This window comes from Halobacillus sp. (assembly GCF_049282395.1).
In the GTDB taxonomy this organism is placed as follows: domain Bacteria; phylum Bacillota; class Bacilli; order Bacillales; family Halobacillaceae; genus Halobacillus.
Genome location: NZ_JBAPTY010000212.1, coordinates 1 through 7672, shown reverse-complemented (window position 1 = coordinate 7672; position 7672 = coordinate 1). Strand labels below are relative to the sequence as shown.

The 7672-nt window shown below is 43.7% G+C and carries 8 protein-coding genes and 2 riboswitches; of the genes, 1 reads left to right on the top strand and 7 read right to left on the bottom strand.

Annotation, left to right across the window (positions count from 1 at the left end; translation table 11 throughout):
- Nucleotides 1–266: 266 nt before the first annotated feature.
- The 5 genes from thiE to thiW form a co-directional block, all read right to left on the bottom strand.
- Nucleotides 267–848 carry a thiamine phosphate synthase gene (gene thiE / locus WAM07_RS09435; protein WP_422166322.1) on the bottom strand — a complete coding sequence of 194 codons (582 nt, stop codon included), beginning with the start codon at nucleotides 846–848 and terminating at the stop codon, nucleotides 267–269.
- Between the two features lie 35 nt (nucleotides 849–883).
- Entirely contained in the window at nucleotides 884–1657 is a 774-nt protein-coding gene (gene thiM, locus WAM07_RS09430) for a hydroxyethylthiazole kinase (RefSeq protein WP_422166321.1), read from the bottom strand.
- On the bottom strand, nucleotides 1648–2460 hold the full coding sequence (thiD, locus tag WAM07_RS09425) for a bifunctional hydroxymethylpyrimidine kinase/phosphomethylpyrimidine kinase (RefSeq protein WP_422166319.1): 813 nt from the start codon (nucleotides 2458–2460) through the stop codon (nucleotides 1648–1650). The genes thiM and thiD overlap by 10 nt, the downstream gene beginning before the upstream one ends.
- Entirely contained in the window at nucleotides 2457–3146 is a 690-nt protein-coding gene (gene tenA, locus WAM07_RS09420) for a thiaminase II (RefSeq protein ID WP_422166317.1), read from the bottom strand. The genes thiD and tenA overlap by 4 nt, the downstream gene beginning before the upstream one ends.
- A 47-nt stretch (nucleotides 3147–3193) precedes the next feature.
- Nucleotides 3194–3301: riboswitch (TPP riboswitch) on the bottom strand.
- Nucleotides 3302–3306: 5 nt separating this feature from the next.
- Nucleotides 3307–3795 carry an energy coupling factor transporter S component ThiW gene (gene thiW, locus WAM07_RS09415; RefSeq protein ID WP_422166315.1) on the bottom strand — a complete coding sequence of 163 codons (489 nt, stop codon included), beginning with the start codon at nucleotides 3793–3795 and terminating at the stop codon, nucleotides 3307–3309.
- A gap of 79 nt (nucleotides 3796–3874) precedes the next feature.
- Nucleotides 3875–3984, bottom strand: a riboswitch (TPP riboswitch).
- 99 nt (nucleotides 3985–4083) lie between these two features.
- Between thiW and WAM07_RS09410 the strand changes: the two genes are divergently transcribed.
- On the top strand, nucleotides 4084–4611 hold the full coding sequence (locus WAM07_RS09410; protein WP_422166313.1) for a DUF3221 domain-containing protein: 528 nt from the start codon (nucleotides 4084–4086) through the stop codon (nucleotides 4609–4611).
- A 37-nt stretch (nucleotides 4612–4648) separates the two neighbouring features.
- Here the strand turns inward: WAM07_RS09410 and WAM07_RS09405 are convergent, their stop codons facing one another.
- Complete coding sequence (locus WAM07_RS09405; protein ID WP_422166312.1) at nucleotides 4649–6319, bottom strand: PucR family transcriptional regulator; 1671 nt, start codon at nucleotides 6317–6319, stop codon at nucleotides 4649–4651.
- A gap of 16 nt (nucleotides 6320–6335) precedes the next feature.
- Entirely contained in the window at nucleotides 6336–7310 is a 975-nt protein-coding gene (locus tag WAM07_RS09400) for a pyridoxal-phosphate dependent enzyme (protein ID WP_422166310.1), read from the bottom strand.
- Nucleotides 7311–7672 lie beyond the last annotated feature (362 nt).

Genomic DNA, 7672 nt, shown 5'->3' with positions numbered 1-7672 from the left:
TGGAATTACCCCGAAAGACACGAACAGCATAAGCCGAGCATCAAAAGGACGGTGGTCTTGCCGTCCGTTGATGAACGGCTTATGTCTCGAGTGTCTGGGTGATGGAACAAGACGAGTTATTTCCCCACCAGCCCCCTCCTCATATCGTAACGGGCCAAAGATATCTCGAAACTGAGTCTTCAACTAAACGGCCCTATTGTTGAATAAGTGTGCACCATTATTGATGTTGATCAGAGTTTAGTAGAAGTCCCGCACTCCAAGTTTCGTTATAGACGTTTTACCGCTTCCGCTATCGATTCGGCGTGTGTAATAGCTGAAACCACGGCAACTCCAGCAGCTCCTGCTTCTATAACCAATGAGGCATTTTCCGTATTAATCCCTCCGATGCCAACGATCGGTAAATCCGGATACGCCTCTCTCAGCTGCTTAATCCAGACGGTTCCGACCACAGGCTTGGCGTCTTCCTTCGTGCTCGTTTGAAAGACAGGACCAGCTCCAAGATAGTCGACCTTTTCTAACGAACTTTGAATTACTTCCTCCTCTGTTGAAACGGATAAGCCGAGGATCTTGTCTGGAAATTGCGACCTTATGACTTCCACACTTATGTCTTCCTGACCTACATGAATCCCGTCTGCCTCCAGCGGTTCAACCATATCTAAATCATCATTGACTATGAAGAGGACCCCCTTCTCATGGCAAATGCCTCTTAACTTTCTGCCAAGCTCAAGCTTAGCCTCTCCTTCAAGTGATCCTTTTCCCTTTTCTCTATACTGAAAAGCGGTTATCCCTGATTCAATAGCTTTTTCCAGGACAGCTTCAGGATCCCTGTCTGTGTCCTGGCTGCCCATCACGAAATACTTTCTTAACTGCTTAGATAATGTCACTATTCCTCTCTCCTCAATTGATCAGGATCCATAGCCAATGCATCGAGGAAAAGGGGAGAAAATGTTCCTGGTCCCTGTACTTCATCTTGAGAGGCTGCATATTCAGCCGCCGCTCCGAAAAATTCCAGAGCTGTATGGATCTTGGTTACACTTGATCCATTTGCAGACATGCAAGCAGCAAGAATCGATCCGAGAAGGCATCCGGTCCCTGTCACCTTTGCTAATAGAGGGTTGCCTGTTGAATTAGTCCGTATTTCGGCCCCATCAGAAACTACATCCATTTTTCCTGTGACAACAGCGGTCGTCTTATAAGTTTGTGCTACTCTTTCCGCAATTGATTTCTCGTTCCCCGTACCTGTCGATTCCACCCCTTTTGTCTCTACTTCTTCTCCTATTAAATGGGCAAGCTCACCAGCATTTCCTTTAATTACGGAAGGTTTAACTCTTTCTAAAATGGTTTGAATACTTTTCGAGCGGAATTTAGTGGCAGGTGCTCCAACCGGATCCACTACCACAGGAACCCCTGCCTTATTAGCTGCCTGGCCTGCTGTAATCATGGCACTTACTTGATTTTCTGTTAATGTCCCTATATTAAGAAGAACACCGTCGGCAAGACGCGATACATCCTCAACCTCTTCTTCGGCATGTGCCATGATAGGGGAACCTCCAAAAGCAAGTAAACCATTTGCGCTGAAGTTCATTACCACCTGATTCGTAATATGATGAATCAGCGGCTGCTTTTCACGCACTTCTTTAATAATATTCATATCCATTTGTTAGAAACCTCCTTACGAGCAGCAAAATGATTGGTCGGACCGCTGCCATGGCCTAGATCGAAGGAATATCGAATCGCTTCTGTTACAAAATATTTAGCTTGTTTGACAGCTTCAACTAGCGAGAATCCCTTTGCCAGGTAAGCAGTAATCGCTGCTGAATACGTACAGCCGGTCCCATGAGTGTTTTTTGTTTGAATACGTTCTGATTCGAAGGCATGGATCTCATTTCCATCAAATAAATAATCGATGGCTGTCCCTTCTCTGTGTCCGCCTTTGACTAAGGCTGCACCTGCTCCGAAGTTCTTAACGATAGCTTCAGCCGCTTCTTTCATGTCTTCCTCCGTTTCAATCCTTTTTCCGGTTATCTCTTCCGCTTCCGGGATGTTAGGGGTTACTAAAGACGTTAAAGGTAGCAGTTGTTTTCGTAACACTTCCCGTGATTCTTCCTCACTTAAAGAATCACCACTTTGAGAAATCATAACGGGATCCATTACATAATAAGCTTGGATCTGTGGGATCCAGTCAGCTATTACTTGCATCATATCTTTTTGAGCGACCATTCCTGTTTTTACAGCATGGACTGGCATATCTTCAGAAATCGACTGCAGTTGTTTTTCCAGGAAATCAAGGGGAAGATGGTGAATATCCTTTACCCCCGTTGTATTTTGAGCAACAGCAGATGTGATCACGGACATCCCGTAGCATTTTAATTCCTGGAATGTCTTTAAATCCGCCTGGATACCTGCCCCTCCGCTTGGATCTGTACCCGCAATAGTCAATGCGCATGGAACGTGGTTCATTTAACATCCACCGCCTTTCCTTCAATCCATTCTTCACATGTATAAGCCATTTCCCAAAAAGACCATTCCAGCTGACAGCTTTTCCGAAACGCATCTCTTATACGACTGAGTTCTTTTTCTGAAGCCTGTTCAGCTAAATGATCCAGCCGGCTTCGTAAATGATCCGTCAGAATTTGCATCTCGCTTTCGGCATAGAATTTTATCCAGGGATAAAAAGGATGATCTTGGTCAGGCTCATACTCCTCCATCAAATATCTCCCTATCTCTAAATAAGTCCAGGGACATGGGAGCAGTGCGGCAATAATTTCACCAAGACCTCCCATTTGAGCATGGTACATCATATGCTTCACATAATGATCAGCCGTTGGAGGGAGTGGGTAACCTTGAAGATCCTCGTACCGAATACCGATATACTCGCACAAATTATGATGGGGATGTACTTCACTATGAAGAACAAAATGAACCTGTTCGTTAAAATATTGAATATCTTCACGCTCCGAAGACTTGGAAATTGCAATTCCATAAATGTGCATAAACGCATTTAAATATTCGTAGTCTGCTTTTATATAATGAGCAATAGATTCCGAGGGAAGACGACCATTTCCAATCCCTTCAACAAAAGGATGATGAAAAATTCTTTCAAATATATCATGATTTTCTTGTCTTAACTGTTCTGTAAATGACATGAATATGCCTCCTGATTTTTTCGGAAGCTACTAAGGGAGGGAGAGAGTGGGGCTGCTTACTACTTCCCTCCGCTGGCATGATCCAGATCAGGTGTTAAGGGACCAAGGAATTTATTTCCTTATCTCAGCGAACACTCGCGCCCCTAGTAGTTTCCGTGTATTATGGTTGTAAGATATATTTTTCCAATTTAACTCTTGTGACGATGATCCATCCTATCATAGCGCCCGATATACTGCTGACTAAAAAAGATGGAAGAAATACCAGAGCTCCAGATGAGCTGCCCATGAGTAAGTTGGCATATGGAACAGCGAATAAGGCTCCAATAACCCCGGTACCAAGCACTTCACCGGCAACAGCTGCCATTTTATTGTGAACCCATTTGTATAAGATACCCGCAAGAAAAGCACCGATCATTCCTCCAGGAAACGCGAGCAAGGTGCCTAACCCCAGGAGGAGGCGTAATAGACCGATCATAAAAGCTATAGTTACAGCTGGTAAAGGACCAAGTGTAACAGCTGCCATCACATTTACTGCATGCTGGACTGGATAAGCCTTTGCAACTCCTGCTGGAAACCAGAGCAGCTGGGCACCAAGTGTTCCAATCGCAACAAATGCAGCCATAGTCGTTAGTAGTCTTGTTTTGTTCATTTCTGCCCTCCCTTCCGTAGGGGAAAAATAAAAAAGCCAGATCCTGGGAAGGACCTGACTTAAAAGGGTAATGTCTAATAAAAATAGTAGACTACTTCCCTCCGCTGGTCTTAACCAGATCAGGTTCTTAAGAGTCGGAATGCTACTTTGCTTTCCTCTCAGCCTATTCAGGCTCCCCTAGTAGTTATAATCATAGATTCACTTGGTTGTTTTATACTATAACAAAGTTAAAGATAGATGTCATGGAAAATTATTCAAAAAAATACAAATAGAAAGGCAGGCAAGTCTATGAAAGCTTGGGGATGCATATTTTTCATAGCTATGATTCTGGCCGGTTGCGGCTCTGCACCAACTTCTAATTCTGATAGTGATTCCAAAAAATCACCTGAACAAGAAAACCCTGCGCCTCCTGAAATTACTGGATTTGTTATGGAGCAGAAAAAGGACCAAATTCTAGTGGTGTCCCCCTTGGACTCTAATTCTGAGAGTACTGCGAATGCGATGTGGGTCTCAGGCGCACCTAAAGACCGCTGGGTAGGTAAACAGGTAGAAGTGTGGGTGAAAAATGGGGTCCGTGAATCCTTCCCCTCTCAGGCAGAAGCAGAAGAAGTGAAGATTCTCGAAATGAGCCATGTAGAGGGTGCAGATTTAGAAGCTTCTGAGGCTCTGTCTAAAGCTATTATGGAGATTCCGGGGGACAAACTTTTAGCCGTAGAGATGATTTCTTACGTTAAGGAAAAGGATGTATGGGAGATTCAATTAACTAGAATTGATTCAAGGAACGAGGACTTAGAAACAATCGTCGCCGACAGATAATAAATAAAAATGAGCGGCTCCTTTACAGAAGAAGCGCTCATTTTTCTATTTTCTTCAACATCCATAAGCGTACACTGAGCTCCAGGAGGAAAAGATCATCTGCATCCAATAAGGAAAGCCCTGTTAATTGTTCAATATTCCTTAAGCGATGCAGCAATGACTGTCGGTGAAGATTTAAGGCACGGGCTGTCTGGCTTACGTTACTGTTGTATTTGTTATAAACAATGAACGTATGAATTAAGTCGGTCTGTCTTCGCTGATCATATTCGATTAGTTTCTCCAAGGTATTCTGGACAATAAACTCAATTTCTTTTTCATGTGATAGGGCCATTAACAAGCGATTCATTCGCGTATCACTGAAAAAAGTGCGGTCACCATCTTCATGTTTCTGGCGTCCGATATTTAAAGCGGTAGCGGCCTCTTCGTAGCTCTGGTGGAAGTTGTACAGGCCATCTTTATGGCAGGAGACTCCCCAGGAAATCGTTATACCGGCAAGTAATTCGTGAAGGCGCCGCTCCACAAGATCAAGAAACTGATTGGCTGTCTCCGGATATGTCTTGGCGTCCGCTTCTATATAAACAATGACTTCTCCTTCATCAAACGTGGTCATCGTCTGCCGCTTCAGCACATCGCCCGCATGTGTCACTTCCTTTTGAATATAGTAGTTCCGGCTATGCATGGAAGAAGATTGGACCGAATGTTCCTCTGATCCTACGGGACCATCAATCTGCTTTTTAAATCGAATATCCCCTACGAGACATACATATGGTTTCTCTAAATCATATCCAAGGAGGTGAGCTTTTGCCAGGAGCGACTTATCGATATCAACTTCCGTTTTAGCAAGTTCCAGTAAAAAGTTATCTTTCAACCGGATTTCGGTCATTTCGATTGCGTTTTCTTTCACAAAATATAAAGCGCACGCCGTTAACGTATGCTCTAAAATCGATAAATCCACCCATGACAATTCTTGGTCCTCCTCGGGCTTAAACAGCAGATATCCTTGCTTTTTATAATTTGAAAGAATCGTCAGCTGATAGCAAAAATGCGGACCAATCTCATATTTTTCAATGTAATGAACTAATGGATGATCACTAAAAGGCTCGGGAGAAACGAGTTGAAACGCTTCGTTCTCTTTTCCGTTCAGCACGTCCAGAAAATAACGGTCGAATTGCTGATTAGCCCTGATTTGTTTATTATGATCACTGATAGCAGCAGGAATATGAGTATTATCGTAAAGAATCGTGGTGATTTCCTGCAATCCTTTGCCGTTCAATACACAATTAATCAATTCCTGGCGGATGGTTTCGGCCCGCTGCTGTCCGGTCTGCTTTTCTTCACTTATTAAACGAAGAACATCCTGCAGAATATCTCCGAACCTCACTTCCCATGGAATTTCCATAATCATAAAATTGTGTTCCTCTGCTATTTTCAGAATACGATCCGGTATTTTGTAAATATATCGTCCTGTAGCAAAAGCGAGAGCTGAAGCATCTGCACGAATAACATCCTTCACATATTCCTCAAGTGCCGTTATATCGTCTCCGCATCCCACCCCGGTACTCAGCACAAATTCATTATTTCTCACAAAATTTTCCACAGGTGTCTCGATTACGGATATCCATTGTACGGGCTTATCTGTGATCTTAGTTAACACTTTGGCTTGTTCAAAAATAGGTAACCGCAGCACTTTTTCCACTGTAACTCCCATTCGCTTCACTCCTGCCCTATTGATTCTTAATTAAGTGATCGATGGTGTGTTGGTCAATGTTGTTTCCGCTGACCACTAGTACGACATGGTTACCTTTAGCACTCTTTTCGTTAAGCAGCCAGCCGACACCAGCTGCAGCAGCGCCTTCCACCGCCATTTTGTGATGGTTCAGCATGAATAAAATTCCGCTCCCAATCGATGCTTCAGAAACCAATTTTGCTTCGTCTAAAAAAGTCTGTGTTAATGAAAAGGTGTACTCATTATTAGGACCGAGGCCGCCAAGCAGACTATCCGCAAGCGTATCTTCTTCTTTCAGGATAACCGGCTTGCCCTTTAGCAGGCTCTCATACATAACCGCTGACTTTTCCATCGAAACCCCCGTGATTTGAATGTCAGGATCAATACTCTTTAAAGAAGCCCCAATACCTGATAGTAATCCTCCCCCTGATAAAGGAATAATTACCTGATCCACTTCCGGACACTGCTCCATAATTTCAAGTCCAATGGTCCCTTGACCTGCAATCACTTCCCGGTCGTCAAAGGGTTTGATAACAGTCATACCAGCTTCTCTCTGAAGTTCATAGCAGCGGGCTTCAGCATCATCCTGACTTTCCCCCACCACTTCTACTTGAGCTCCCAGACGCTTCAAACGATCGACTTTAGCCGCGGGTACACGATTAGATATACAGACGACACACGGAATGTTAGATTTTCCCGCCACATAGGAGACAGCGATTCCATGGTTTCCTGTAGAAAAAGTAGCGACTCCTTTCTCTTTTTCCTCCGGTGTCAGAGAGAGGATTTTGTTCGCAGCCCCCCTCAGCTTAAATGATCCGGTGGGATGAAGGTGTTCAAGCTTCAAGTAGACATGTGAGCCCGCATGTTGGGAAAGATGCTCAGAATATATTAAAGGTGTTGGACCATCAACGATCTCTCGAATGCGTTTCTTTGCTTTCCAGACTTCTCTAAACGGTAATAATGGATGCTCCACCAGCCCGTCCTCCTTTTCTTTACTATATGAGACAACCATTCTGACTTTTCTGATATTTTCGTTGTAATTCTTATTATAGTTGATAGAACGCTTCTCATAAAAGAGTCTGTCAGGAAAAAAACGATATTCCTCTTTTTTCTTCGATAGTTTCAGTGTATCTTGTTAAAGATAATCTCCCGTTTGTTGAAGACTCAGTTTCGAGATAAATCGGTTCGTTATGTCAGATGGATAAGGGTTGGAGGGGAACGGTGAAGACTCCTAGTTTAAAAGCGGAAGCACCTTGGTCAGCGGCGTATGGACTGGACTGAGCTGGCGGATATAAAGAAAACACGAAGAGCGGAGCGATTCGATGTTGCCTTATC